The 25,331-nt window shown below is 50.4% G+C and carries 30 protein-coding genes and 1 tRNA gene; 11 read left to right on the forward strand and 20 right to left on the reverse strand.

Translation table 11 applies throughout. From position 1 onward, the window contains the following. Positions 1-6 precede the first annotated feature (6 nt). Positions 7-1,152 (reverse strand): efflux RND transporter periplasmic adaptor subunit, encoded by a 1,146-nt coding sequence (locus CHB59_RS07290; protein ID WP_245835089.1) that lies wholly within the window; start codon positions 1,150-1,152, stop codon positions 7-9. Positions 1,153-1,334: 182 nt separating this feature from the next. Here CHB59_RS07290 and CHB59_RS07295 point away from each other — a divergent pair, with 182 nt between their 5' ends. Both CHB59_RS07295 and CHB59_RS07300 read left to right on the forward strand, forming a co-directional pair. Further along, complete coding sequence (locus tag CHB59_RS07295) at positions 1,335-1,955, forward strand: TetR family transcriptional regulator (RefSeq protein ID WP_089375568.1); 621 nt, start codon at positions 1,335-1,337, stop codon at positions 1,953-1,955. A gap of 81 nt (positions 1,956-2,036) precedes the next feature. After that, on the forward strand, positions 2,037-2,357 hold the full coding sequence (locus CHB59_RS07300) for a hypothetical protein (RefSeq protein WP_089375569.1): 321 nt from the start codon (positions 2,037-2,039) through the stop codon (positions 2,355-2,357). A gap of 41 nt (positions 2,358-2,398) precedes the next feature. Here CHB59_RS07300 and CHB59_RS07305 read toward each other — a convergent pair whose 3' ends face one another. Then, positions 2,399-3,184 carry a ZIP family metal transporter gene (locus CHB59_RS07305; RefSeq protein ID WP_089375570.1) on the reverse strand — a complete coding sequence of 262 codons (786 nt, stop codon included), beginning with the start codon at positions 3,182-3,184 and terminating at the stop codon, positions 2,399-2,401. A gap of 205 nt (positions 3,185-3,389) precedes the next feature. On the opposite strand from CHB59_RS07305, the gene CHB59_RS07310 reads away from it, so the two are divergent. Further along, positions 3,390-3,728 (forward strand): copper resistance CopC family protein, encoded by a 339-nt coding sequence (locus CHB59_RS07310; RefSeq protein WP_089375571.1) that lies wholly within the window; start codon positions 3,390-3,392, stop codon positions 3,726-3,728. A gap of 4 nt (positions 3,729-3,732) precedes the next feature. Continuing rightward, positions 3,733-4,572, forward strand: a complete 840-nt coding sequence (locus tag CHB59_RS07315; RefSeq protein ID WP_089375572.1) for a hypothetical protein — start codon at positions 3,733-3,735, stop codon at positions 4,570-4,572. Here the strand turns inward: CHB59_RS07315 and CHB59_RS07320 are convergent. Genes CHB59_RS07320 through CHB59_RS07370 form a run of 11 tightly spaced genes read right to left on the reverse strand, consistent with a single transcriptional unit; the run spans position 4,569 to position 13,802 of the window. Further along, entirely contained in the window at positions 4,569-5,099 is a 531-nt protein-coding gene (locus CHB59_RS07320) for a hypothetical protein (RefSeq protein WP_089375573.1), read from the reverse strand. The two genes, CHB59_RS07315 and CHB59_RS07320, sit on opposite strands and share 4 nt — an antisense overlap. After that, positions 5,096-5,758: a c-type cytochrome gene (locus CHB59_RS07325; RefSeq protein WP_089375574.1), complete on the reverse strand. Its 663-nt coding sequence runs from the start codon at positions 5,756-5,758 to the stop codon at positions 5,096-5,098. Before CHB59_RS07325 ends, CHB59_RS07320 begins: the two co-directional genes overlap by 4 nt. Beyond that, a complete protein-coding gene (locus CHB59_RS07330; protein ID WP_089375575.1) occupies positions 5,755-6,360 on the reverse strand; it encodes a cbb3-type cytochrome c oxidase subunit II in 606 nt (201 codons plus the stop codon). Before CHB59_RS07330 ends, CHB59_RS07325 begins: the two co-directional genes overlap by 4 nt. Next, the gene (locus CHB59_RS07335; RefSeq protein ID WP_089375576.1) at positions 6,357-7,838 is read right to left on the reverse strand and encodes a cbb3-type cytochrome c oxidase subunit I; all 1,482 of its coding nucleotides are present in this window, start codon (positions 7,836-7,838) and stop codon (positions 6,357-6,359) included. The genes CHB59_RS07330 and CHB59_RS07335 overlap by 4 nt, the downstream gene beginning before the upstream one ends. After that, on the reverse strand, positions 7,835-8,083 hold the full coding sequence (locus CHB59_RS07340; RefSeq protein WP_089375577.1) for a hypothetical protein: 249 nt from the start codon (positions 8,081-8,083) through the stop codon (positions 7,835-7,837). The genes CHB59_RS07335 and CHB59_RS07340 overlap by 4 nt, the downstream gene beginning before the upstream one ends. 43 nt (positions 8,084-8,126) lie before the next feature. Next, on the reverse strand, positions 8,127-9,209 hold the full coding sequence (gene argC, locus CHB59_RS07345; RefSeq protein WP_089375578.1) for an N-acetyl-gamma-glutamyl-phosphate reductase: 1,083 nt from the start codon (positions 9,207-9,209) through the stop codon (positions 8,127-8,129). Positions 9,210-9,219: 10 nt separating this feature from the next. Then, a complete protein-coding gene (locus tag CHB59_RS07350) occupies positions 9,220-9,600 on the reverse strand; it encodes a hypothetical protein (RefSeq protein ID WP_089375579.1) in 381 nt (126 codons plus the stop codon). Between the two features lies 1 nt (position 9,601). Continuing rightward, positions 9,602-10,012: a DsrE family protein gene (locus tag CHB59_RS07355; protein WP_089375580.1), complete on the reverse strand. Its 411-nt coding sequence runs from the start codon at positions 10,010-10,012 to the stop codon at positions 9,602-9,604. Between the two features lie 10 nt (positions 10,013-10,022). Continuing rightward, the gene (locus CHB59_RS07360; protein WP_089375581.1) at positions 10,023-10,349 is read right to left on the reverse strand and encodes a DsrE family protein; all 327 of its coding nucleotides are present in this window, start codon (positions 10,347-10,349) and stop codon (positions 10,023-10,025) included. A gap of 15 nt (positions 10,350-10,364) precedes the next feature. Further along, a complete protein-coding gene (locus tag CHB59_RS07365) occupies positions 10,365-12,065 on the reverse strand; it encodes an NADPH-dependent assimilatory sulfite reductase hemoprotein subunit (protein WP_089375582.1) in 1,701 nt (566 codons plus the stop codon). Positions 12,066-12,071: 6 nt separating this feature from the next. Continuing rightward, positions 12,072-13,802: a diflavin oxidoreductase gene (locus tag CHB59_RS07370; protein ID WP_089375583.1), complete on the reverse strand. Its 1,731-nt coding sequence runs from the start codon at positions 13,800-13,802 to the stop codon at positions 12,072-12,074. A 96-nt stretch (positions 13,803-13,898) separates the two neighbouring features. On the opposite strand from CHB59_RS07370, the gene CHB59_RS07375 reads away from it, so the two are divergent. Beyond that, a complete protein-coding gene (locus CHB59_RS07375) occupies positions 13,899-14,747 on the forward strand; it encodes a LysR family transcriptional regulator (protein WP_089375584.1) in 849 nt (282 codons plus the stop codon). Here the strand turns inward: CHB59_RS07375 and CHB59_RS07380 are convergent. The 6 genes from CHB59_RS07380 to CHB59_RS07405 all read right to left on the reverse strand — a co-directional run bounded on the left by CHB59_RS07380 (position 14,744) and on the right by CHB59_RS07405 (position 18,125). After that, a complete protein-coding gene (locus tag CHB59_RS07380) occupies positions 14,744-15,427 on the reverse strand; it encodes a 5-formyltetrahydrofolate cyclo-ligase (RefSeq protein ID WP_089375585.1) in 684 nt (227 codons plus the stop codon). The two genes, CHB59_RS07375 and CHB59_RS07380, sit on opposite strands and share 4 nt — an antisense overlap. Positions 15,428-15,432: 5 nt before the next feature. Beyond that, positions 15,433-15,657, reverse strand: a complete 225-nt coding sequence (locus CHB59_RS07385) for a rubredoxin (RefSeq protein ID WP_089375586.1) — start codon at positions 15,655-15,657, stop codon at positions 15,433-15,435. A gap of 220 nt (positions 15,658-15,877) precedes the next feature. After that, entirely contained in the window at positions 15,878-16,333 is a 456-nt protein-coding gene (locus CHB59_RS07390) for a hypothetical protein (protein ID WP_089375587.1), read from the reverse strand. Positions 16,334-16,717: 384 nt separating this feature from the next. Then, positions 16,718-16,805 (reverse strand) — tRNA-Ser (locus tag CHB59_RS07395). 50 nt (positions 16,806-16,855) lie between these two features. Beyond that, entirely contained in the window at positions 16,856-17,389 is a 534-nt protein-coding gene (gene def / locus CHB59_RS07400; RefSeq protein ID WP_089375588.1) for a peptide deformylase, read from the reverse strand. After that, positions 17,379-18,125: an S-methyl-5'-thioinosine phosphorylase gene (locus CHB59_RS07405; protein WP_089375589.1), complete on the reverse strand. Its 747-nt coding sequence runs from the start codon at positions 18,123-18,125 to the stop codon at positions 17,379-17,381. The genes def and CHB59_RS07405 overlap by 11 nt, the downstream gene beginning before the upstream one ends. A gap of 94 nt (positions 18,126-18,219) precedes the next feature. Between CHB59_RS07405 and hpnC the strand changes: the two genes are divergently transcribed. The 5 genes from hpnC (at position 18,220) to glgA (ending at position 23,189) form a co-directional block, all read left to right on the forward strand. After that, a complete protein-coding gene (gene hpnC, locus CHB59_RS07410; RefSeq protein ID WP_089375590.1) occupies positions 18,220-19,074 on the forward strand; it encodes a squalene synthase HpnC in 855 nt (284 codons plus the stop codon). Further along, entirely contained in the window at positions 19,071-19,907 is an 837-nt protein-coding gene (hpnD, locus tag CHB59_RS07415) for a presqualene diphosphate synthase HpnD (RefSeq protein WP_089375591.1), read from the forward strand. The genes hpnC and hpnD overlap by 4 nt, the downstream gene beginning before the upstream one ends. Next, positions 19,883-21,217 (forward strand): hydroxysqualene dehydroxylase HpnE, encoded by a 1,335-nt coding sequence (gene hpnE, locus CHB59_RS07420; RefSeq protein ID WP_342743069.1) that lies wholly within the window; start codon positions 19,883-19,885, stop codon positions 21,215-21,217. The genes hpnD and hpnE overlap by 25 nt, the downstream gene beginning before the upstream one ends. Positions 21,218-21,234: 17 nt before the next feature. Beyond that, positions 21,235-21,642, forward strand: coding sequence for a phage holin family protein (locus tag CHB59_RS07425; RefSeq protein ID WP_089375593.1), 408 nt, complete (start codon positions 21,235-21,237; stop codon positions 21,640-21,642). A 92-nt stretch (positions 21,643-21,734) separates the two neighbouring features. Then, complete coding sequence (glgA, locus tag CHB59_RS07430) at positions 21,735-23,189, forward strand: glycogen synthase GlgA (RefSeq protein WP_089375594.1); 1,455 nt, start codon at positions 21,735-21,737, stop codon at positions 23,187-23,189. 233 nt (positions 23,190-23,422) lie between these two features. Here the strand turns inward: glgA and orn are convergent, their stop codons facing one another. Continuing rightward, the gene (gene orn, locus CHB59_RS07435; protein WP_179212107.1) at positions 23,423-23,971 is read right to left on the reverse strand and encodes an oligoribonuclease; all 549 of its coding nucleotides are present in this window, start codon (positions 23,969-23,971) and stop codon (positions 23,423-23,425) included. Between the two features lie 105 nt (positions 23,972-24,076). Here orn and CHB59_RS07440 point away from each other — a divergent pair, with 105 nt between their 5' ends. Continuing rightward, positions 24,077-25,330 carry a M48 family metallopeptidase gene (locus CHB59_RS07440; RefSeq protein WP_089375596.1) on the forward strand — a complete coding sequence of 418 codons (1,254 nt, stop codon included), beginning with the start codon at positions 24,077-24,079 and terminating at the stop codon, positions 25,328-25,330. The last annotated feature ends 1 nt before the right edge of the window (position 25,331 follow it).

Genomic DNA, 25,331 nt, shown 5'->3' on the forward strand with positions numbered 1-25,331 from the left:
TCTCGCTTAAGCCGACTTGCTGTTTGCCTTAACCACTGACTGCTCTTGTCCAGCAGCAGGCTGACCAGCCTGCTCCGCAGGTGGATGTGGTTGCAGTGGGGCACCGGGACGAATCTTGATCAGGTTATCAACCACCACCTTCTCTCCAGCCTGCAGCCCCTGCAAAATCACCCAATCACGCCCTACCCACTCACCAGTCACGACTGGTCGCACTGCAGCCTGATTATTCTCATCCACAACATACACAAAACGTCCCTGCTGAGAGTTCAACACGGCCACTTGCGGCACCAGGAATACGCCATCACGCTCACCCACTGTTACTTTTGCGCGTACAAACTGGCCTGGTAACAATTGTCTATCCGCATTCACAAAAGTAGCGCGCAATTGCTGCGTACCCAGCGTAGGATCAATCTGGCTTGCTGCAAAATTCAACTTGCCACTTTCGGCATATTCACTGCCATCAGGCAATTTCAGGGAAATCTGCTTGGCAGTTTTCTCAGTCACAGGGCCACCCAGTTGCTGCAGTTCGTTATCAGACAAGCTGAAACGTACCCAGATTGGCGAGAGCTGGACTACAGAAGTCAGCAGGGTCTCATTTGCCGCAACCAGTGCTCCTTCTGAAAGCTGGAAACGTCCGGTAACACCACCCACAGGTGCAGTTACCTTGGTATAGGAAAGATTCAGCTCAGCTTCACGCACGCTGGCCTGCGCCTGCAGTACAGCAGCCTTGGCGACTTCATCTTCCGAAGTCGCATTATCATATTCACGTTGACTGATGGAATTTGTCTCCAGCAACCCCTTCAAACGGGTGGCTTCCCGCTGCGTCTGGGCAATTTTGGCCTGAGCTTGCGCCAGCTGGGCACGAGCCTGGTCGAGTGCGATCTTGTATGGCTCCGGATCAATCTGGAACAATACTTGGCCTTCCTTGACGGAAGCCCCCTCGTCATACAAACGCTTCAACAGAATTCCACCAACACGGGGGCGAATCTCAACTTCGCGTGCTCCTTCAGTTTGTGCCACCGCTTCAGCAGCAACCGGCACACTCGTCGCTTCCACTGACAATACAGTCACAGGCATTGCCTGGGCACCAGCTGCTGGCGCAGTTTGCTGCTCACCCTTTCCACAAGCAACCAGAGCAAATGCAGCCATCATGGCAAGCACGATTTTTTTGCTGGGATTCACTCTTTCCGCACTAGTATTAACCTGATTTATCACACTCACTCCCATATATAACCCCATGTCTTATAAACAATTAACTTGCTTACATTCACAAACGAATGTATATTATATACAAACATGATTGTATGTAAAACAATTTATTCCGCAGGGATATCATGGCACGCAAGACCAAAGAAAACGCAGAAATCACTCGTCAGCGCATCATTACCGCCGCACGTGAGGTGTTTGCCAAACGAGGCGTCAGCCGCACGACAATGGAACATATCGCCTCACATGCTGAAGTCACCCGGGGTGCCATCTACTGGCATTTCAAGAATAAGATTGAGCTGTTCCATGCAATGCGGGATCAGGCCATCCTGCCACTTATTGATCATATTGATGCTGTGGCCCTGGATGAAAAGTCAGAAGATCCCCTCTCCACTATCGAACAGTTCTTTACCAATACCATTCTCACATTGATGCAGGATCCGGCTACAAACCAGACTTATGAAATCATGATGACAAAATGTGAGTACGTGGACGAATTTGCTGCAGTATTACAGCAAATTGTTACAAACTGTGATTACTTCACCGAAAAAATCCGGCTGTTATACGAACATGCCAAACAAAAAGACCAGCTTAACGCCGCGCTTGATCCTGCAGCACTGGCAATGGACTCTCACCTGTTCTTCTCCGGCCTGCTGCATATGTGGGTCAAGGATACCGGACGTCTTGGCTTCCGTGAACAGGCTCTCGGCCTGATCAAACAACATATTGCATTACGTCGCGCCTGCTGACACTCATACGCAATCACTCAAGAACCTTGTCATATATGCCTCATAACGATATGATTGGAAACGTATTATGAAAGGCACATCTTGGACATTCTTACCGGTGAAATTTATGGCAAACAAACAGGCAGCAAGTTTGTCATGTACAACGTCCTGAAAGTCGGTAAAAACTCCATTACCCTGCAGAACATAGACAACCCTCTCAGCCTGTTCGAGACAACGCCAGCCAAACTGCATGCCTCCGGTTATGTGCGTATCAGCCAGACACCGTATATCAACACCAAGACAACCGGTAAAAAACGTAAATCCATCCGCAACCCAACCCGCTGCCCCTATACACTGGATTTCCTTGAGGAGCGTGCAGACTCTGAACGCCCTGCCCCTTTGATGCCAGACTTGTTTACCTGAAGCAACAAATCTCTGCCAACCGAGCAATACAAGCGTCAGCCTTAATGCACCAACTCACCAGCCAGCCAGATTGAAATCACGCCCAGGCTGATCAATCCTGCCTGCTGCAAGGTCGCCCGCAACTCAGTACGCTTATGCAGGCCGGGGATCAGGTCTGCTACGGCAACATAAATCATGCTGGCAGCAGCAAGGCCGAGGATCGTGGGTATCCATGCTTGAAGCTGGCCCAGGGCAAAATAGGCGCCGACGCCGCCGATCAGGGTTGCCATGCTGGAAAACAGGTTGAACAGCAATGCCTGCCGCTTGTTATACCCTGAATGCAGGAGAATCAGGAAATCCCCCACCTCTTGCGGGATTTCGTGCGCAATGATCGCAATAGCCGTCACCATTCCCAGGTGAACATCTGCAAGAAAGGCAGCTGCGATCAGCACACCATCAACAAAATTATGAAAAGTGTCGCCAATCATGATCATCAGGCCGCTACGTCCATGATCATGGCCTGCGTGCTTATGTGTGTGATGTGTATCCCCGGCATGGACCTCACATTCCTCGCCGTGGCAATGCCGCCACAACACCAGTTTTTCCAGGATGAAAAACAACAGGATGCCTGCCAGTATCGTGGCCGACATCACTTCCGGGCTGCTGCTGACCTCAAATGCGTGGGGAAGTATCTCAAGGAATACCGCACCCAGTAATGCCCCAATGGCATAACTGATAAGCATCGGCACCCATGCCGCCTTGGCTTTCAATGCCAGGAAAGCAGCACACAATACGCTCAGCACGCCTCCAGACAGGCTTACCAATATGATCATCAGCAATATAGACATAGAGATAAATTATACGGGATGTCCATGGATTTTCAGGCAGACGCTGGCGGATTTTTTCAATCTATTCAGTTTTGTAGCCGTAGTTGGCAACGCCTGATAGGGCAATAGAAAGCAAACAGCCATATACTTGGTTTTCATCCAAAAAAGAGTATGGTGTCACTCAAGGAATACATGCCATATACCACAGGAGGCGCGGGGACGAATCATGATGAAAAACCTGATTGCTATCTTATTGCTGCTATACACCCTGCCAGGCTGGGGACATAGTAAGCTGGTCAAGACAGAGCCTGCAGACGGTGCCATTCTGGCCACTCCTCCGCAAGAGGTCAGGGTTCATTTCGCCAAGCTGATAGAGCCTGAGCTGCACCCTGCTGAAATATGGCATGACGGCAGTTGGCACAAGGCTCATTCCACAGTGCGCAATCGCACCTTGATCATCCAGCTGCCAGAGAATGTCTCCCTGACCAAGTACCAGCTGAGATGGAGCGTGATGTCGAAGGACGGCCATCACCAGCAAGGCAGTATGCAGTTCTCCGTTCAATAAACCCATGTCTGTGCTGCTGGAGCATCCGCACCTGCTGGACATCATCCTGGGCAGGACCGCGGCTTATATTGCGCTCGCCCTGCTGCTGGGGATATGGCTATGGGAATGGCGATGGCAACGCCAATTAATGCACAGTAACCACTACCGGGCCATTGCCGCCATCTCAGGTAGCCTTGGTGTGCTCATCGTCATCAGCAACATTGCATTGGAGTCTTCTGCGCCTTTCGATGCAAACAATATGGCGTTACCAGGTCTGAGCGACATTGCCTCGGTATTGCAGACTTCATTCGGTATCGCGTGGATGGTTTACGGAGTGTCGTTATTGATCGCGGTCGCAAGCAGCAGGCAGTACTTGCGGTTCGCCGGGATCATGGGGATGGTTACCGCCATGGTACTAACCTCGCATGCCGGAGAGGATGGCATATATCAATTGGTGTTCTGGATTGATGCCCTGCACTTGGCATCTGCCATGCTGTGGTTTGGCGGTCTAAGTCTGCTACTGGCGTTCAGGCTGACAGGAACCGAGTACACAAGCCGGCAGGATTTACAGTTTTTTTCCTGGCTGGCACTCCCGGTTTTTATTTGCGTACTTGGTAGTGGCGCTATCAGGATTACGCTGCAATACCTTGAGACCCGCACACTGGCATCGGCTTACATCCTGATGCTCATGGTCAAGCTGCTCTTGATATCAGGTGTGGTCATACTAGCAGGATGGCTGCGTCACCAGCTGCACCATGGGAGCATGCATAACACCACTTATGACCAGGGTATAACCCTGGAGTATTTTTTTGCCTTGCTATTGGTACTGGCAACCACCACACTCACCCAGCTATCGCCTTATTAGGATGGCATAGACTCTGCGATGATATTCTGCCCGCCATAATGGCTGAATATTTCACTGAGCCTGGCAGCCTCATCTCCTGGCTGCAGATAAACCAGCAGCAACATGGCATCGTCCCTCCCGGCAGCGCGCTTCATCCATAGATTGGTTTCATCTTCGTGCACCCAGCCATATGCCGCCCCCAATATAGCTCCCAGCACAACACCAATATCAGGGCCAAGCAACTGGATGAAAGCCAGCTGCTTGCTGACTTCATACCCATTGATCAGGATGATGCCCAATGTCAACAAGGCGCTTGTCAGCAATCCGATCAATGCCCCCCGGCCTGTCCAGGCAAACCAGTTGTCCGTATTCCGTCCCGCTTTCAGGTTGCCGAACCTGCGCGCTGCCGCTTCAGACAATGCAAGGTCAATAAGGTCCCTTGGAATGCCACGCTGCAAACATACAGACAATACTGCGTCCACCTGCTTCTGCTCGCTGAAAAACCCGGAAACAGTTAATAACTCACGCTTGTGCAGATCATGGCTCATGATTTTTCCAGTGCCTCCAGCTCAGGTACTGTCCAAGGCTTCTGCCTGTCTTTCTCTGCCGCCCTGATTTTCTGTACCAACTCCACATCCACCTGCCCAGCCTGGTTCCCGCCCAGTTCAGTGCGGATGTAATTGATTACGGCTGTCGTTTCCTCGTCGCTCAACTGATCCTGCCAGGGAGGCATAAGGCCGTTATAGGCTTGGCCCTCTACCTTTATCTCCCCTTGCAGTCCCTGCAACACAATACGTACCAGTGTTTGTGGGTCCCCGAGCACATACGTGGATTTCACAAGGGGAGGAAATGCGCCGGGAATACCCTGTCCATTGGCCTGATGGCAGCTCACACAGCGGCTGGTGAAAACAGCTGCACCAGAGACCGTTTTGACTGCTGCTGCCCCACCCTGCCCTGATTGCTGCTTTTGCGCTTGCAGAAAACCGATATGGGCTTCTGTATCCAGATTGCCCATATGCCGCCCCAGATAAAATGCGCCCACCACAAGCGCCACCACGGAAAACAGATAAAACCACCGCGGTCCACTGGCAATATCCTCGAAGGGTTCCGGCGTTTCATAAATCACCTGGTCATGCAGATCCAGTTCTGTGCTTTCATTGTTTCCTGTTGGAATTGCAGGGTCAGTCTGGCGGGGTTGATCATTCATGGTTGGGACTCCTTGAATGCTGGGCTGTCGGGAATGGGATAGTCATGCCGCAAACTGGTCAGGTAAGCCACCAGTGCCGCTGCTTCAGGCGTAATCACCACCACACCTTGTTTTGGCGCATAGGCAGCAGGCACTTTCAACACTTTATCCCCTTTTTCTGCCTTGGGTTTATGCTCGAACAGGAAAGGAAAGGCCGGCATGATGGACCACGGCACCAGCGCGCGCGGCTGGTAAAGATGCAATAAATGCCAGTTGCTATCCGGTAGCCGAACCCCGACATTGAACAGGTCCGGCCCTGTCCGCATGGTGCCCAACAGGTTGGGAGCATCATAAACATAATCTGCCGGCACTGACGCCCGGTTACCTAGCCCACTGCTCACATCGGCAGTAATTTCGGCATCACGAACTTGCTGGGTATGGCAATAAATACAGCCATTGCTGATATAAATCTGTCGTCCCAGCAACTCCTGCTGACTGGGACGTTTCAGCTGTGGCGGTGCCTCCACATGGGAAAGCAGGCTGCTGGGCAGGATCACCAATATTACCAGGGCAAAGATGACGGTAGCCAACGCCCCCATCAGCAATACACATATCCTGGTCATGATTTTCTCTCTTTCACCAGCACAGGCTTGAATTCAATGAAAGGAGGCAGCTGTGTCGTGGAATGTTTGCGGGAAAACGCCAGCAGGTAGCTATGGTAGATAAATGCCAGGTGCCCCACTGAGATGATGACGGCTGAGATACTGCGCAACATCAGCCAGGGCTTGGTACTGGCAACCGAAGCCTCGAACCCGGTACCTGGCGTCAGCAGGCTGAGGCCCTGCAGGACTCCACCTATCCCCAGCGCAATGATATATAGCGCCATGCCGCCTCCCGTCAGGAGAATATGCAGGCGTATGAGCCTACGGCTGGGCCACTCTCTTTTCAGCACCCTGGGCAATATGTAATACATGCCGCCGAACAACGAGAGTGTGACGAACATGTAGAGCCCCAGATGAGAGTGGGCAATCGTCCAGTGTGTGAAATGCGTGATGCGGTTGACACTGACCAATGCTGTCATGATGCCCTGCAGGGATACGGCGGTGTATGACATTGCAGCAATGACAGCCAGGGTCAGTGCCGGTGAGTAACGCATGGCGCCGAACCTCCCGACAACCGTCATATGCTGATTGATGCCCACGGCAATCACGGGAATTACCATCATGATACTGGCGGTGATGGATGTGGCTATCATCCAGGAAGGAATCGGGCCGCCGATCAGGTGATGCATGCCGTTGAGCGCGTAGAACAAAGCCAGTGCCCAGAAGCCGACCAATGATAGCCAATAAGAATAAATCGGTCGTCCGATGATCTTGGGCAATAAATAGTAAATCAATGCCAAGTTGACAGCAGTCAGCCACAAACCCAGGGCATTATGGGCATAAAACCAGTTAACGGCGGCAGACTCAACACCACGGTAGAAAGGTAGATTGCCTGCAAGGAAAATAATCAGGAACCACGGATAGGAAGCCGCCACGTACCACACTGAAACATACAAGTGGTGTACATTACGTGCCGCCAGGGTTCTCCATACGGAAGCGCCGACCATGGCTGCACCGACTACCAGCAGCGGGTCAGCCCACATGCGATCTAGCTCCAACCACTCCAGGCCGTCGCTGTATCCCTGCAACAACAGTACAAGTCCGACTATCAGGCCAGCAGTCCATACCAGGATTCCACAGCTTGCCACCCTGCCCCAGCGTAATCGCGTGCGACACAATCTGGGCATCAGCCATAGTGAAACAGAAAACATGGCAGTGGATGCCCAGCCATATACCATGGCATTGAGGTGTGCAGGCCGTATACGACCAAAGGTAAGATAGGCCTGTCCGCTCAGCAAATCAGGATGGTCAAATTTGAAACTGCTCAGATCACCGAGCACCGTACCGATCAATAGCCAGATGACGGCAATCAGGAATCCCAGCAATACTGGCTGCCTACCTGACTGGTCATATGTTTCCATTTCCATGGCGCTGGCTTTGTTCAGGTATTGAGAATTGTCCTCCTGCTTCACGTCCACCTGTCCTTGCTGGATAGTCATAGCCAACGCTCCCACTCGGCACGAGGATTATTCATGAGGTTGCCATGTTGCTGCACCCGATCCTGCATCTGTCGTCGCGTCTCCCATGGCCGGGAATATCGTAGTTCCTGCTCCTCAAAAATGGATTCGGCAGATGAGCCGCCATCATCGAGCTGTCCTGCGGATAAGGCCATGAACAGGCACACTAAGGGAGGCAGCCCTATGACCAATGTGAGGGTAATCAGTACGACTGAATTGGCAAACATGGCACCTCCTTTGGAGAGATCAGGTTAAAAGATAATCAACCGCTTATGCCGTATGTCCTTTGGGATCTGTGTCGATGGCATGCAAACCATCTGACTCATTCAATCCAAACATGATGTTGAGGTTCTGTATTGCCTGCCCTGCTGCGCCCTTGATCAGGTTATCCAACGCCACCAGAATGACTGCAGCACCGTCTTTCTGCCTATGCGGCGCGATTTTGCAATAATTGGAACCGCGTACGTTCCTGGTTTCAGGGACACACCCGGCAGGCAATACCTCGACAAAAATTTCTTTTCGGTAAAACTCTTTATACAGTTTGAACAGGTCGATTTCCGGATCGACCTTGAGATATAACGTGGCATGCAGCCCCGTAATCAAAGGTGCTGAATGCGGAATACAGGTCAGTTCAATACGTTTTCCATGAATACGTGAGATGACACTTTCTGTTTCAGTCCTGGCTAAAGGAAAATCCACATCAAACGCCTGCATCGTGTCTGAATGCTCGGCAAACATGGCAGTGTGTGACATCACTCTGCCGTGGGCTGTCATTCCCACGACAATATCCGCGACCAGAGATTCTTCCTTCATTTTCCCCGGAGCCAAGAGCGGTAGAACACCCAGGATGATAGCGGTGCTGTAACTGCTCGGGCTGTTCAGCAATAACGCTTTCTTGATGGCTGCCCTGTTGATTTCAGGCAAACCGAATATTGTGGAGGGGATCAATTCCGGGCTGGAGTGCTCCAGTGCAAATCGCGATTTCCAGACCTCCTGATTTTCCAGGCTGAAATCAGGCGAAAGATCGATCACTCTTATCCCTCTTTCCAAGAATGACCGGGCATACCTCATGATAGTTCCCAGGGGTGTCGAAAAAATGACGACATCACATTCCAACAGGACAGGATCGTCAATGTCCACAAACCTGAGATTCAGGTACTTGGGAATATACGGATAATGTTCATTGACACATTTGCCGATACTGCCCCCTGATGTCACGGCATGCAAGCGTACATGGGGATGTTCTGCCAACAGCCTGACCAGCTCAGCCCCGACATATCCTGTGCCACCAGCAACCCCTACCTTGACAGGTAATCCCCCAATACGCCTGAGAAGCTGTGCCGCAGTCACCATGCCACCTGCATCACCACTGCCAGACCTGATCCACCTGCTTGTAAAGGCTGACCAGCTGCGTCCTATCTATTGGCTTGATGGAAGGCCGTAGCATATCGACATTCAGCCCCCGCTCTTCCAACTCATGTTTCAACACATAAACTGGTATATCCTGCTCCAATATCCTGCCGAGATCACTGGGAATATCTGCAGGCTCCTGTTGCACCCAATCCCCGATTTTCACCGCAGGCTGCCTGTTCTTCATCACTGCATAATAGACCGCGTTGCCCGACAGCAGCACTTCCAGGTTCGCCCCCGCACCCGCCATGGATTGGGTCAGCCACAGAATGGTATCGTCCTGTTCCTCGACCAGCGTTCTGAATGCCTGCTCAACAATTTGCAAAATTTTCATGTTAGCGAGTCCCGATAACCAATGTGTTGAATGAACTGGACGCATAACGCCAGAGATCTGCCGGAGAGCCGCGCTTGCAACCTGGAATACTTTCGTTGACGCCACGTTCATCCACACATAAGCCGCAATTCACCCAGTCCAGCTGCCTGCCAAGCCGCTCTGCCTTCTTCTGCAAAGCCGCTATCCAGTCCTTGGTCAGGGGATGCGCTTCTTCTTCCGCATCACGATGATGCACGGAATTGCCATGCGCCTTTTGCAATGCAAATGCCAGCGCGGCAGCTCCCTCGTAAGCGAATACTTGCACGTCAGCACCACCATCCAGGGCTGCATCCACAATCCTGAAAAATGTAATTGTCCTTTCATTCTCGAAAGGTGGATCCATAAAGGCAAATGTCAGTTTCTTATTTTCCATATTCACTCCGTTACCACCATACAACCTTGTCGCCATTCAGCATGGCATCAATGACGACATCAATTTTCACAGGCTTGATACCATCACTCAGCTCTTCCGGGGATATTTCCCGCTGTTTCAACGATAATTCATCAGCGTATACCTGGATATTATGCTGATTTAAATCAGCATAAATATTGGATTCAACTCCTTTTCTTGTTGCCAATACAGCGTTCTGAACCAGCAATATACTGACACTTTCCTTTGCTTCTGCAAGTGAAACTACCAATTTATATTGGGCGCTAGTCCTTGCATCGTAGAACTGGTCCTGGCTTTGTATAAACAAATAACCTTTCAATTTACTGCTCCTATTCTATGCATGCTGAACAGATGAAACTGTCTCATCTATCAGCGTAGTTCTTACCAGAAAATCTCCAAACCTTTCCTCAGGGTTGGCAAGCAATTTATAACGCTGCATCAATTCATTCAATATGCTGAGTATCTTCACCTCATTGACATTTTTTGCATAAAGTTTTGCCAACCTATTTCCAACATGACTTCCTCCAAGATATAAGTTATATAATCCATGCGCTCTTCCTGTCAGTGCCACTTCAGCAATATAAGGTCTTGCGCATCCATTTGGACAACCTGTGATCCTCAATGTAATCGGCAGGCTATCCAGGCCATAATTGGACTTTATCTGGTTGAATCTTGGCAGGAATTCCGGGAGATAGCGCTCAGCCTCTGCCATTGCCAGGCCGCACGTAGGCAATGCAACACAAGACAGGGTATTGACCGCCTGCTCACTCGGTTTGGTCAGAGTATCCAATCCAAGATCACTCAGCCTGATCTGCAGCTGCCGCAGCTCGTAATCGTGGACATCTGTCAGTTGCAAATTCTGGTTCGTCGTCAAGCGGACGCGACCATCGTACAGCTGGAACAATCCTGCCAGCTGGTCCCTGAGCGCCGCGTTCACCCTGCCACTTTCTATATACACAGTACATTGCCAGAGACCATCATCGCCGCACCTCCATCCAATCTCGTCGCCATTTTGCGTAAATTTGACAGGATATGCCGCTGACAATGGCTTTCCTCTGCGCTGCTGTAACTCATCCAGGAACCAGGGTAATCCCAGCCTGTCCAGCGTATATTTGAAACGTGCGCGATGCCTGTCCTGGCGGTCACCAAAATCACGCTGTATTCCCATGATGACCTCAGCGACTTCTGCTGCTTCATCCACTTGGACAAACCCGATTTCCTCGGCCAACCTTGGATAGCTGTCCTCCCGGCTATCAATTTGTCCCATACCACCGCCAACGCATAGATTGAAACCGGTCAATTTTCCATCCCGAACAATCGCGATGAATCCGACATCCTGACCGTAAACATCAATATCGTTGACGGGCGGAATGACGAATCCGACCTTGAATTTACGTGGCAAATACAATGGTCCATAAACCGGCTCGGCATCGACCGCCTGAACTGGTTTCGTTTCCTCATACCATATCTCCGGATATGCCTCTGTCTTGGGAATCAGCCTTTGTGATGTTTGTTTTGCGATTTCCTGCACTTTTCTTGAGATGCTGGAAATCGTGGGATTGCCTCCACAGACCACTCCCCTGCTGTCATCGCCACAGGCAGCAATCGTATCCAGCCCTATCTTTCTCAGCGCCTGCATGCACTTTCTCAGGTTGCCTTTCCTGATCCCGTGGAACTGTATTGTCTGACGTGTCGTGATACGCAAGCCTCTTTCTGCATACTTCCGCGATATATCATCCAGGCCTATCCATTGCTGTTTGCTCAACAATCCTCCCGGTATGCGTATACGCACCATGAACTGGTAATTAGGCTCGAGGAATCTTTTCTGGCGATCAGCGCGCAGATCCCTGTCATCCTGCTGGTATATGCCATGGAATTTAAGCAGCAATGTATCGTTGAACTGCATACTCCCCGTCACTGGATCACCCAGCCCATGGCTGATACTTCCCCGTAGGTAGTTACTATCATATTTAACCAGCTCATTGCTATTAAACTGGTCAATATTTCCAACTAAGTGTTCAAATTTATTTTTCATATCAGATCAGTATAAATTCTTATGCAAGCGTTTCTCGGTAGCCAATTTATCCCAGTGAACATCATCTTGTGATTTTGACCAACTCTTGATGGAGTCTTCTGCCTTTGTCAGGATAGATTTATCCCCACTCAGGTAAACATGTGCTCCTTGATTTATCCATTGCTTGAATTGATCCTGGTGTTCCACAACGTTATCAAATATTTCGTTATCACTTTCATCACCATAAAATACCGGATGCAGATGCTTCAACACACCGGCATTCATGAACTTGATTAACTCAGCCTGATATAAAAAATCTTCCTCAAAAGTCATTTCAGAAAATATCAGCCAGCATTCATGTACTCTTTCCCCAGCTTCAATTTCCTGTAAAAAAGCAATAAATGGCGCAATACCAGTGCTATCTGCAATCAGGATTAATGGCAATCCTGGATCTTCAGGCAAGTGAAATCGTTGATGTTTATGAGGGAATATTTCTACGGCATCATCAGCTTTTAATGTTGCAATGTAATTAGATGCCACCCCCTGATAGGTGTTATCGTCTTTGGTATAGTGATATCGCTTCACGCATACATGTATTTCATCCGGGAATTGCTTAAGGCTATTGGTAATGTCGTAAAGACGTGGCTGCAATGGTCGCAATACATCAACCAGTTGTTGTGCGTTGACAACAACATGGAACTGTTTCACAAGCTCCAGCAATGGTTTGCTTTTCAGGAAATCCTTCTTGCTTTTCTCTGAATCCCCCATCGCCTCGTGGAATTTTCCTGTTGTATCCAGGGATTCCCAGAGTTGTCCAAAATCCCGGCTTGGGATCGTGATATCCAGCTTGTCCCGCAAGGCATCGACGAGCGGCATACTGGCACCATCGATACTCACTACCTGCTCTGCCTTGAGATTGGTTTCCTGCAACAATCCCGTTACCATATCCATGGGATTCTTCACAAAAATGCCTACAGCATCCCCTGCAGTGGCAGCCAGTGACATTTCATCAAGATCGAACACCAGGTGATGAATGGCATCCTGTCTTTTCATGGATGAAAGCCTGATATTCTCAAGTACCTTGACCGTAGCAGGATGTGTCCTGTCAATCTCTCTGGTTTCAGGCGCGACAACTACAGCGGGAGCGTTATCATGGCTATCAATGGCTGGCAGCCTGGAGACTAAATCTGCCAGCCAACTATCTGCCGTTTTCTGGAAATCCGTATCGCATTCTTGCCTGTCCAACCAGCTTCTAGCGCCAGATTGTTTCAGCTTTTCATCAATATTGATGCCTGTGACACAGAAATGCTCATACGATGAGTCACCCAGTGCCAACACGGCATAACGCATATCTTCCAGTGGCAAACTGGACGACATCAAACTATTGTAAAAAGCAGTCACAGGCTCTGGCGGGTCTCCATCGCCGTGTGTACTGCAGATGATGATGACCTGGCGTAATTTCGCGAACTGCCGCACTGTCATCTGCGCCAGATCGTAGACTTTCACCTGATAACCCAGCGCTACTATTTTTTGCTCTGCCTGTAAGGCAATTTTTTTCGAGTTTCCTGTTTCCCCGCCATGGCATATCACGATCTCGCCGACTGCTTCCGTAGTAGCAGTCAGCGGCTGCAAATCGACTCGTCCAGCCAGGTATCCCGACAGCCAGATACTTTGCCTCTCATCCAGGCGCTTGGTGAGTTCTATGATCTCTTTCCAGTGTTCCTCTTTAAAGATTTCCGGCCTTGTTTTCACAATCATCACAGGTAGATAAATAAATTGATGACTGATTATGATCTGGGATAGAATTAATTAATAATGAAATTTAACTTCACTTAATATTAAAAAAATTGATACATGGATATCACTCTCGCTAAAACCTTTCTAGAAATCATCCAGTCAGGGAGCTTTATTGCAGCCGCAGAACGCCTGCATGTGACCCAGACAACGATCACCACTCGCATCAAGACACTGGAAGAGTTGCTTGGATGCCAGCTGTTCGTGCGTAATCGCAGCGGTGCGAAACTGACGGATAACGGCGTCAGGTTTACTGCCTACGCACAACAACTGGTACAGACATGGCATGCCGCAAAACGCGACCTGCCCTTGCCTGAGGGTACGGCAAACTCCATTACCATCGGCGGAGAAATCAGTCTCTGGAACCCGCTGCTGCTGCAATGGTTCAATTGCCTGAGGATGGAAATCCCTTCTATCGCCATCCGCGTGGAAGTCAGTGAAGCCGCTACTCTGCACAAAAAACTGGAAGGCGGCGTCATGGATGCAGCATTGGTTCACAGTCCTGATTACTGGTCAGGAATGCAAATAGAGGAACTGCTGGAAGAAAAGCTCATCATGGTGAAATCGAGCCGCAACCCGGAACCGTATATTTATATCGACTGGGGAGATTATTTCAAACAACAACATGATTCTGCCTTGGTCGAATTTGCCAAACCAGGCTTATCCATCAATCTTGGCCCGCTTGCACTGAACCACATCCTTGAATATGGTGGCAGTGGCTATTTCAGGAGCCGTGTCGTTCAGAAATATATCGAGAACGGTGAGCTGGAAAAAGTCGATGCTTCTCCTGAGTTCTCGTATCCGATCTACTTGATTTATCCCCGTAACAAGAAAAATACCGTCATGACACAAGTACTGACCAAATTAAGGGAAGCCTCACAGCAGGAGTTCGACTGGTCCCAGCACTAGTGCTTTGCGTAACATACGGGTGAGGCCAAGGCACGCTCCTCCCGAGATCGGAAGTGGAAAAAGAACAGATCTTTCATGATATTTTCCATTTGCCTGCCAGATGTCACCCATTGCAAGTTGCCATCCCTGAAATGCCGCACACCTTGCTCTGTCAGGATGAACTCTATCGGCACACTGCGAGCGCCTGGAATGACACTGCCCAGCAGCCCGGCTTCGTATCCCAGGCCAATAGTAATAGGAGGAGGATCAAACCCGCGCAACGCTGTATCATAGCTGTCGGTGCCATATCCCAACCGATATCCCCGGTTATCAAACCCGACCAGTGGAACAATCAGGATTTTCGGTTGCACACTGTCGGTATCCACCGGATAAGGTATTTGCAACGCCCCCTTTGTCATCAAGGCTTCGGGATGCCATCTCTTAAAACCCACTGCTGAACTCTCATCATCCACGACCGGCAACGATATAGTGCTACCGGCTTTATGCAGCTGCATCATAAGTGGAACACTGTTGACTTCGCCCTTGATCGGCCAATAGCAACCGATACTTCTGCCAAACATGCACTCGCATATCAGCTGGAAGTGTGTGATGATTGCAGCACTGATTCTCGCAGCATCCTGCCTGTCCAGTGCAAGCCTGTCTTCAATCAAGCGCTTCCTGATCTGGCCAAGTTCCATCATTATCCCTAATCAGGCACCAGTTCTTGCATATCAGCACCAAAACACATGAGCAGATACTCATCCAACGGCAGTGGGGCGAACTTGGATCTATCCGTGCCACACACTGCACATCGCCAATTTTCCGGCACCCTTTCCCAGGTCGTTCCCGGCAGGATACCCTTCTCGTGCTGGCCGATCAGTTCATCATAAACAAAATCGCAACAACTACACTTCCACACGTAATGATTCATTACCGTTGTGCCATCACACTTCACCACTGAACAAGTGCCGCCTGCAATCCATTCTCACCCCCGCCATCATCAAGATAGACGTAAATTATGCTGAAAAACCAATGTTTTACATAATGAAAATATTTGCCGATTATTATCAATAAAATTCATAGATAACAATGGATTGAAATACAGGCATTAATCACAATACACACAAACCAGTGTCTTGCACACTCAGTATTTATCGCATGAACATACTACCGAAGGTGTTGACAACAACCATCGCAATAAAAGCCAGAACGAGCATTCCTACTATTAACAGCAAAGATTGCAATACAAGAAGCACGAGCGCTGTGCTGATCGAGAGCTGGTTACCTTCTTTTGTCTTCAGCCATCGTTGATAGAGTAGCCAGGACAGCAATACATTAATCAACCAGTGAACAAATGATACTGATGAATTTTCATTGGTACTGACTATGTGTCCAGATATACGATTGGGATTCCCTTCAAGTACACCTGAAATGATCGCAATGGCAGTGGTTATCAAAATCAATCTGATGACTGTTTTTCTGTCTTGAAAACACTTCAAGTAATACTGGCTAGCCTTTTGCAGCGTGTAGTACTCCAGCAACACAATAGCGATACAAACAACAGCAATTATTAGAATGCTCACAGAATATCCCCGATAAATACTCATGAATCAATTTGCATGGTCTCGCCACCATCAAGCCAAGGTATATCTCATATTAGCAAATATGAGCTTGGCCTCTTCACAACGAAACACTATCAACGACCTTCAGCTACTGTTCAAAGGGAAGCTGCGCTTTTTAATGTTACCGCGCTTTCACAGTCTATACACCTCAGAACTGTCCGATATTAACTCATATTTTCAACAGATATTTAAGTGTCATGCCAACCTGACATGTAAATGTAAAAATGGTGCTTGAGAGGTATACAGCAAATAGATAGATCAGGCTGATCGATCGAGAGAGAGCTGGCGAAAGTAAATGCAGCATTAAATGCCCCAAATATTCCCCAGGAAATCTAACTATCTTGAAACGCCGCTCTGACGCGGGTTAATTGGCGGAAGCGGTGAGATTCGAACTCACGAACCCTTTCGGGTCGCCGGTTTTCAAGACCGGTGCCTTCAACCACTCGGCCACACTTCCGTTTGACTTCAGCTAGAGTACTGAAGAAAGGCGGCTATTGTAGCACAGGATTAATCATCGTCCACAACTATTCCGGGGAATAGCACATCGGTGAAACCAAACTGTGCCAGGTCCCGAATCCGCATTGGATAAAGGATTCCGTCCAGGTGGTCGCATTCATGTTGCACGACCCTGGCATGAAAACCGCTGACCAGCCGGTCTATCGGCTTTCCATACTGATCGAAGCCGCTATAGTGCAAGCGCTGATAACGCGGCACGATGCCACGCATGCCTGGGACGGAAAGACATCCTTCCCAGCCATCTTCCAGCTCTTCGCCCACAGGCGTTACAGTAGGATTGATCAACACGGTATAAGGCACCTGCTCGGCGTCGGGATAACGTGGATTATGACCTACGCCAAAGATAACGATGCGCAAACTCACGCCGATCTGCGGCGCGGCAATTCCTGCCCCATTCAGGTCGGCCATGGTATCTTCCATGTCCTTGATCAGGGCATGCAGTTCCGGTGTATCGAACTGCTCAATGGGCTGCGCCTTTTGCAACAACAAAGGCTCGCCCATTTTCAGCACAGGCCTAACAGGCATGACCGACCACCATTCTTTCTATGAGTTTTCTTACTCGTTCCATGGTTTCATTCAGCACATCCGCTGTATCTTCATAATGAATATGATGCACACTGTTTCCTCGTCCAGCCGCATGATTGACTATCGGACAGATGGCAGCATAGTTTATACCCAGTTCACGTGCGAGTGCAGCTTCCGGCATACCTGTCATGCCTACCATGGTAGCGCCATCCCGCTCCATGCGATTGATTTCCGCCCTGGTTTCAAGCCGGGGGCCCTGCACGCAGCCATAAACGCCACCATCCACCAGTGACTCATTGATATTCTGCGCAGCCTCCAGGCACAACCCTCTCAGTCTTGGGCAATAGGGTTCAGTGAAATCCACATGCTTGACCGGCATATCTCCACCATCGTGGAAGGTATTTTTTCGCCCCTGGGTGTAATCGATGACTTGGTCAGGCAAGGCAATCACGCCAGGATGCAGGTCTTCATGGATACCTCCAACCGTTGCCACAGAGACAATGTCACGTACACCTTCCGAGTGCAGGGCCCAGATATTGGCACGATAGTTGACTAGATGCGGCGGAATGGTATGTCCGTGCCCATGGCGCGGCAGGAAAATAACCTCGTAGCCACAGATATCTCCATAACTCAATGGTCCTGAAGGTTCACCATACGGGGTGCGCACGATCTGCCTGCGCTTGATCTTCAGATTGGCCAATTGCGTTAATCCCGTACCACCAATAATACCTAGCATGAAAACTCCAAGAGAACGGACTGGGACATTGTAGCGCAACAATATTCACTTGCCATCAAACGCGGGTATATACGTTTTATGGCATACTCTGCGGATGATAGTATCCAAGCACCCTGCCATCCAGCAAGATCTGGCACTTGCAAAAACGCATTACGAAAATTTTCCGGTTGCTTCCTTTCTCCTCCCCAGGAAATTACGCGAACCTGTCCGCCTCATTTATGCCTTTGCGCGTCAAGCGGATGACTTCGCTGACGAAGGTGATCTGGCTCCTGAAGAGCGCCTGGCATTACTGGAAGGCTTCCGTACGCAACTGGACCATATCCGCGATGGTGCGCAACCTGATGTACCGCTATTCCAGGCATTGCAAAACGTCATCAATACCCATCACCTGCCGCTAGCCCCTTTTTATGATCTCCTGTCTGCATTCAGCCAGGATGTGACTAAAACGAGATATCACAATTTTGGTGAGCTTGTTGATTACTGCCGTCGTTCAGCCAACCCGGTAGGCCGCTTGCTGCTGCATCTCTATAATGCCGCAACACCGCGTAACATCGCTCGTTCGGATGCCATTTGCACATCCCTGCAATTGATCAATTTCCTGCAAGATGTGGAAGCGGACTACCAGAAACATCGTATTTATCTCCCCCTGGATGAGTTATACAAATTCAATATCCATGAGCAGCAGATTGCCAACCGCAATGCGCAAGGCACATGGGGCATGTTCATGGAGTTCCAGATCAATCGTACACGTCGCCTGCTGCAATCCGGTGCACCACTTGGACTGATTCTGCCTGGCCGGATCGGACTGGAAATGCGCATGATCATTGCAGGTGGTGAACGTATCCTGAAAAAATTGCACCAGAGTCGTGGTGATGTGTTCAACCAGCGCCCGACCCTGAAAACACGTGACTGGATCTATATGTTTTATCGGGCGATCAGCAAAAAATGAGTCCGCAGGAATATTGCCAGAAAAAAGCCGCTGCCAGCGGCTCCAGCTTTTACTACAGCTTCCTGTTCCTACCCAAGCCTAGGCGCGAGGCTATTACAGCCCTTTATGCCTTTTGCCGTGAGGTGGATGACATTGCCGATGAGGTGCAGGATATCAACGTGGCGCAAACCAAGCTCAACTGGTGGCGTAACGAAATCCTGAACCTGTACCAAGGCAAGCCGCAGCACCCAGTCACCAAGGCGCTGCAGGGACCAATCGCAGAGTTCGGGCTCAAGCAGCAGCATTTGCTTGAAATCATTGACGGCATGCAGATGGACCTGGAGCAGAACCGCTATCGGGATTTTGCCGAACTGGAGCTTTACTGTTACCGCGTTGCCAGCGTTGTCGGGCTGCTCTCGGCCTCCATTTTCGGTTACAGCAATGCCAACACCCTGCAATATGCGCTAGACCTCGGCATGGCGTTCCAACTGACCAATATCACGCGTGATGTCGGGGAAGACGCGCGGCGCGGCCGCATCTACCTGCCACAGGATGAGCTTGCCCGTTTTGGCGTGAGCGACCAGGACATCCTGCATGGCAAGTCATCGGACAACATGAAGAAGCTGCTGGAATTCCAGGCAGAACGTGCCGAAAGCTACTATGACAAGGCATTGGCGGAACTGCCGCCTGAAGATCGCAAGCTGCAACGCACTGGCCTCATCATGTCGGCGATTTACCGCACCCTGCTCAAGGAAATCAAGGCTGACGATATCCAGGTTGTATTGAATGCCCGGGTTTCCCTGACACCGATCAGAAAGCTCTGGCTTGCATGGCTGACATGGATGCGCTACTGATACCTCATGTTGCCATCATTGGCGGTGGTTGTGCCGGGTTAAGCGCTGCAGCCGCGCTTGCGCGCGCTGGCGTCAGAACCACGGTGTTCGATTCCAGCCACCAACTAGGCGGGCGCGCCCGGGGCATACACTGGCAAGGCCTTACCCTGGATAACGGTCAACATATCCTGCTGGGCGCTTATGCCAGAACACTTGAGCTGCTACACCTGTGCGGTGTCGCCCCTGATCATGGCTTGATGCGTTTGCCGCTCAAACTCGACATGGCCAACGAGTTCTCATTATCCTGCCCGCAATACTTGCCTGCCCCACTGCATATCCTGGCTGGCTTGTTACAGGCACGCGGTTTAAGTATCAGCGAGCGCCTGGCTGCCGTGCATTTCATGGCCAGCCTGAAGTTAAGAAACTTCCATCTGCCCGCAGATATGCCCTTGCAACAACTGCTGGAAAAGCAGCCGGCACGCCTCACCCAGATGCTATGGGAGCCACTGTGCCTGGCTGCTGTCAATACGCCAATTAGTGAAGCAAGCGCGCAGGTTTTCCTGAACGTGCTGCGCGACAGCTTCGCCCGTAAGAAGTCGGATAGCGACCTGCTGCTGCCGCGTGCTGACTTATCCACCCTGATTGCCGAACCTGCAGCCAGGTTCATTGCGCAACATGGAGGCTACATCAAGCTCAATAGCGCCATTACCAGCATCCAGGCACACGATGATACGCTGCAACTACAAGACAGATATGCCACTGTCGGGCGCTTCAGCCATGTCGTAGTTGCCACATCCCCGTTCCGGGTTGCAGAATTACTGCATGATCTACCGAATATGCACGCATTGATTGACACCTGCACAGCGCTGGAATACCAGCCGATCTACACGATCTACCTGCAATACCCGGCAAACACTCGCCTGCCGGATGCCATGTGTGGCCTGGCTAACCAGCTGGGGCAATGGGTATTTGACCGGGGACAGCTTTATGGGCAGGAAGGACTGATAGCGGTCGTCATCAGCGCAGAAGGTAGTCACCAGAATATGCCCCAGGAAACACTGGCGACAGCCGTGCATCATGAGCTGCAATCCGCCTTCCCATCGATCAGGCAAGTAGCGCCGCTCTGGCACAAGGTCATTGCGGAAAAACGGGCAACATTTGCCTGCCGCGCCAATATGAAAAGACCTTTGCACGCTACGCCGCATCAGCGTTTATGGCTGGCTGGAGATTATGTCAGCACCGGCGACTCTCTGCAGGACTACCCTGCCACCATCGAAGGTGCCATACGCAGCGGGTTTCAGGTCGCAGAAAATATTCTCAAATCACTTTAATTAAACAACATAATAATATGATTAACAATGGAATAATTGATTTCATCATTCACTGGGGCATCATGAGCCTGTCACTCTGGATTGCCAGCCTGCTGTTCTCAGGCATCCACTTTTCTTCACGGCTATCCCTGTTGGCTTCCGCATTGGTGCTGGGGTTTGTCAATGCCGTGCTGCGTCCCCTGCTCCTAGTACTGACGCTGCCCCTGACATTGGTCACCTTGGGATTTTTCGCACTGGTCATCAACGCCTTGATGATCATGCTGGTTGCCAGGCTGATCAAGGGTTTCGAACTTTCCGGTTTCTGGACCGCATTCTTTGCCAGCATTTTCATTGCAATCCTGGGTTTCCTCATCGAATGGATGCTTCCCAGCCAGGGTGTCGCTTATATGCCCATCGTCAACCATTCCAACACCATTTCCATATGAGCTGTCATCTGCGGCCCGAACTCAACAAGAGTTGCCATGTCGGAGCAGACATAGTTTAATTTCCAGTCAAACAATCGCTCACGAGCATAATCTTGCGCATTTTATTCGTCAGTTCAGAAGCCCACCCCCTCATCAAGACAGGGGGGCTTGCCGATGTCAGCGGCTCCCTGCCAGCCGCACTCCGCAAACTTGGCGTTGATATTCGCCTATTGCTGCCAGCTTACCCCATTGTCCTGGAGAAACTGCACAACAAGCAGCATATTGTCCAGCTACATGGACTGCCAGAAGTTGGCAGTGTGAATTTGTTGTCCGGCAATATGCCCGACAGTGGACTGGAAGTCATGGTCATAGAAAGCGCCAGGCTCTACAGCAGGCCCGGTGGCCCCTACAACGACAGTCATGGAAGTGACTGGGATGATAATGTCTTGCGCTTCGGCATCCTGTCCAAGGTCGCCGCCATACTGAGCAGCAGAAACTCCCCTCTACATGACTGGATACCAGACATTGTGCATTGCAATGACTGGCAAAGTGGCCTGACGCCGGCATTCCTGCATTATTCAGATACCGCTCACGCAAAATCCATCATCAGCATTCACAACCTCGCGTTCCAGGGCAATTTCCCATCCGAGTGGGTGTCACGTCTTGGCTTGCCTGGCCACAGCTACCAGATGCATGGGCTTGAGTATTATGGCCAGATGTCTTTTCTCAAGGCTGGAATCTATTACGCGAACAGTATTACCACTGTCAGCCCGACATACGCGCGGGAAATCCAGACTGAACAATACGGCTTTGGTATGCAGGGGCTGCTGGCAACGCGCAGCCATGAAATTCACGGCATCCTGAATGGCATAGAAATTCAGGAATGGAATCCTGCCACCGACCCTTATCTGCCCAGTACATACAGCATTGAGCGTCTTGCAGACAAAAGCAAGGTCAAGCAATCACTGCAGGCCCAACTAGGCCTGGAAACAATATCTCACAAGCCTCTGCTGGGGGTCGTCAGCCGCCTCACACACCAGAAGGGCCTGGACCTTCTCCTCTCCATTGCAGAACCATTACTTGCCCGACAATGCCAGATTGCGCTGCTGGGCGCCGGAGACCCTCATATGGAGCAAGGCTTCAGGCATCTCGCACAACAATATCCCGGGCAGATCAGCGCAACCATCGGCTATAAAGAAGCGCTTTCACACCAGATCATGGCTGGCGCGGACATGTTCATTATGCCTTCCCGCTTTGAACCATGCGGGCTCAACCAGATGTATGGCCTATGCTATGGCACCCCTCCAGTTGTCACACATACCGGCGGGCTGGCGGACTCAGTACAGGACACCAATAAACTCAGCCTGAAAAACAAGACGGCAACCGGCTTTGTACTGGAGCATGCAGATTCACAATCACTGCTGGATACAATAGACCGGGCGCTCGCCTATTACCAAGATACTAAATCATGGCAACAGATTCAGCGTAATGGCATGCAGCAGGATGTCAGCTGGGCACGGAGCGCACAAGCCTATTTTGAGTTGTACCAGTCCCTTATCAGGTACTGACCCCTTCCACACCACCCTTTTTGGGAAACCGGCATAGCAAGCTGTTACAACTGTTACAGTTTGCTAACCATTTTGTCTTTTTCAGCAATAAATCAGCAACATTTTGCTATTAGTATGGGACCTAACGCAAATCCATTGATATGCGAGCTTTCTCCAAAGCTATACTTCTCCTCCCTTGAGGGTGCGCCTGTGACGCACCCATTTTTTTGCCCGCCAGGCATGTAGTCCAGCCACTACTCCAAGCGAATAAAGTGCTCACGATAATACTTGAGCTCATCAATGGATTCATAGATATCTGCCAGCGCTTCATGCTTGCTGCTTTTCTTGAATCCTGCCATCAATGCAGGGCGCCAGCGCCTGGCCAACTCTTTGAATACACTCACGTCCAGGTTGCGGTAGTGAAAATAACGCTCCAGCTCCGGCATATAGCGCGCCATGAACCTTCTGTCCTGACAAATGGAATTGCCACACATCGGAGATTTTCCTGCCGGTACGAACTCCTTCAGGAACGCTATCATCTGTTGCGTGGCATCTGCCTCGTCCAAGGTGGATGCCTTAACCTTATCAATCAAACCCGAACGTCCATGAGTGCCCTTGTTCCAGGCATCCATACCATCCAGCACGGTATCTGACTGGTGTATGACCAGCACTGGTGACTCCCCCAGCACATTCAAATTTGCATCGGTAACGACAGCCGCCAACTCCAGGATCCGGTCACTATCTGGTTGCAGTCCGCTCATTTCCATATCCAACCAAATGAGATTATCGTTGTGTTGTGTCATCATGATTTCCATTAAAATGTACCCGCATGCATGGAAAGATGAACCTTCCAACGCATTATTGCTTCAAAATAAATACAATATTTTAACTGATAACCAAGCAAAATAATGGCTACCACTCTGACAATACTGTTCATATCTCTCCTGGTCATCACGACTGCAACCCGTATCTGGCTGGGCCGGCGCCATGTGAGCTACATCCAGTCACATCGCAACAAGGTGCCCGATGCGTTCAGTGCCAGTATCAGCCTGGAGGCTCATCAGAAAGCTGCCGACTACTCCTCTGCCAAGACAAGGGCAGGCTTGAAGGAAGCTGGTGCGCAAGCCTTGCTCCTGTTACTGCTGACTGTGGGAGGTGGGTTGCAGCTGATTGATGACGGCTGGCGCAGCATCCTGCCTCATCATGACATGATCCGCGGCGCACTTGTCATCCTGAGCGCCTTGCTAGTCAGCAGCCTGGTGGACTTGCCGTTTGATTACTACCGCACATTTGTCATTGACCAGCATTTCGGTTTCAACAAAATGACGCCAGCAATGTATTTCATGGACATGATCAAGCACAGCATTGTCGGTCTACTGCTTGGCGCGCCACTGCTGTTTGCCGCACTTTGGCTCATGCAAGGCGCTGGTGAATACTGGTGGTTGTATTTGTGGGTGGTCTGGAGTCTGTTCAACCTGCTGATGCTGGCGATTTACCCTACTTTCATTGCGCCATTGTTCAATAAGTTTTCTCCGCTGGCTGATCAATCCCTCAAAACCCGTATCGAGACACTGCTGACCAAGTGTGGCTTCAAGTCCCAAGGGTTGTTCGTCATGGATGGATCGACACGCAGCAGTCATGGTAATGCCTATTTCACCGGCTTTGGCGCCAGCAAGCGCGTTGTGTTTTTCGATACCCTGCTGGATCGCCTGAATGGCAACGAAATTGAAGCCGTACTGGCGCATGAGCTTGGCCATTTCAAGCACAAACACGTCATCAAGCGTATTGCCCTGATGTTCTTCGTTAGTTTTATCGGACTGGCATTACTTGGATGGCTGGCACAACAGGACTGGTTCTATGCTGGTCTCGGCGTCACCCAGCCCAGTACTTACATGGCCTTGCTTCTGCTGATGCTAGTCAGCCCGGTCTTCCTGTTCCTGCTGCGTCCATTATTCGCAGGCTACTCCCGCAAGAATGAATTCGAGGCAGATGAATATGCTGCCCAGAATGCAGATGCACGCCATCTCGTGGAGGCGCTGGTCAAACTGTACCGGGATAATGCATCCACCCTGACACCAGATCCGTTACACTCGGCCTTCTATGACTCGCATCCGCCTGCCAGCATTCGTATTGCCCGGTTAAATGCTTTCACGACGCGTTAAT

Origin of the sequence: Methylobacillus rhizosphaerae (genome assembly GCF_900187985.1) — a bacterium.
GTDB classification, from domain to species: Bacteria; Pseudomonadota; Gammaproteobacteria; order Burkholderiales; family Methylophilaceae; genus Methylobacillus; species Methylobacillus rhizosphaerae.